The organism is uncultured Roseovarius sp., from assembly GCF_947489715.1.
Lineage (GTDB): Bacteria > Pseudomonadota > Alphaproteobacteria > Rhodobacterales > Rhodobacteraceae > Roseovarius.
This window is the reverse complement of sequence record NZ_CANLER010000034.1, coordinates 1-800: the sequence shown is the minus strand read 5'-3', so window position 1 is coordinate 800 and position 800 is coordinate 1. Positions and strand designations below refer to the sequence as shown.

1 pseudogene is annotated in these 800 nt (G+C 59.8%); it reads left to right on the top strand.

The features are described 5' to 3' along the window. Nucleotides 1-219: 219 nt before the first annotated feature. Nucleotides 220-800, top strand: a pseudogene (locus tag Q1B27_RS24455) (integrase); the annotation flags it as partial.

Genomic DNA, 800 nt, shown 5'->3' with positions numbered 1-800 from the left:
TTCAGGGGTTTCCGCACGGCCCGAGGTGACCCAATCCGGCAAGTGCGGTAGGGTGATTTGACCGTTCGAGATGGCTGAAGACTGATATGTCATGCCACAACACTAGTCTCTGGCGGCGCTTTCGTCCACAATATACGGTAGAAACCGCCCCACTCTGCTGATCTCCGCTATGTCCAATAAGGTTGATTTATCGGACATAAGTGGGATAAGCTCGGAAACATGAGCAATACACCACAAAATCAGTCCTCAGAGCACCAGAAATCGAGCTCAGCTTCCTCTGATACGTCTCATGAAGCTCAGCTCGACGGGAGAGATCAAGGGAAGACCGATCCGATCGCCCTGCCCGCCCATGTCGCCGGATCCGGCACCCTCGACCGGCTGGTTGATACCGCCCGCGACTACGCAAAAGCCTCAACAGCCGAGAACACCCACAAGGCCTATGCCGCCGACTGGAAACACTTCGCGCGCTGGTGCCGGCTGAAGGGAACGGATCCCCTGCCCCCCTCATCCGAAATGATCGGGCTCTACCTGGCCGACCTGGCCGCGCCGACAGGCCCCTCCCCTGCCCTTTCAGTGAGCACGATCGACAGAAGGCTTTCCGGGCTTGCCTGGAACTATGCGCAGCGCGGGTTCACCTTCGATCGCAAAAACCGGCACATCGCCACCGTGCTGGCGGGCATCAAGCGCAAGCATGCCCGGCCCCCGGTCCAGAAGGAAGCGATCCTGCCCGAGGATATTCTGGCCATGGTGGCCACCCTGCCCTTTGATCTACGCGGGATGCGAGACCGGGCGATCCTGCT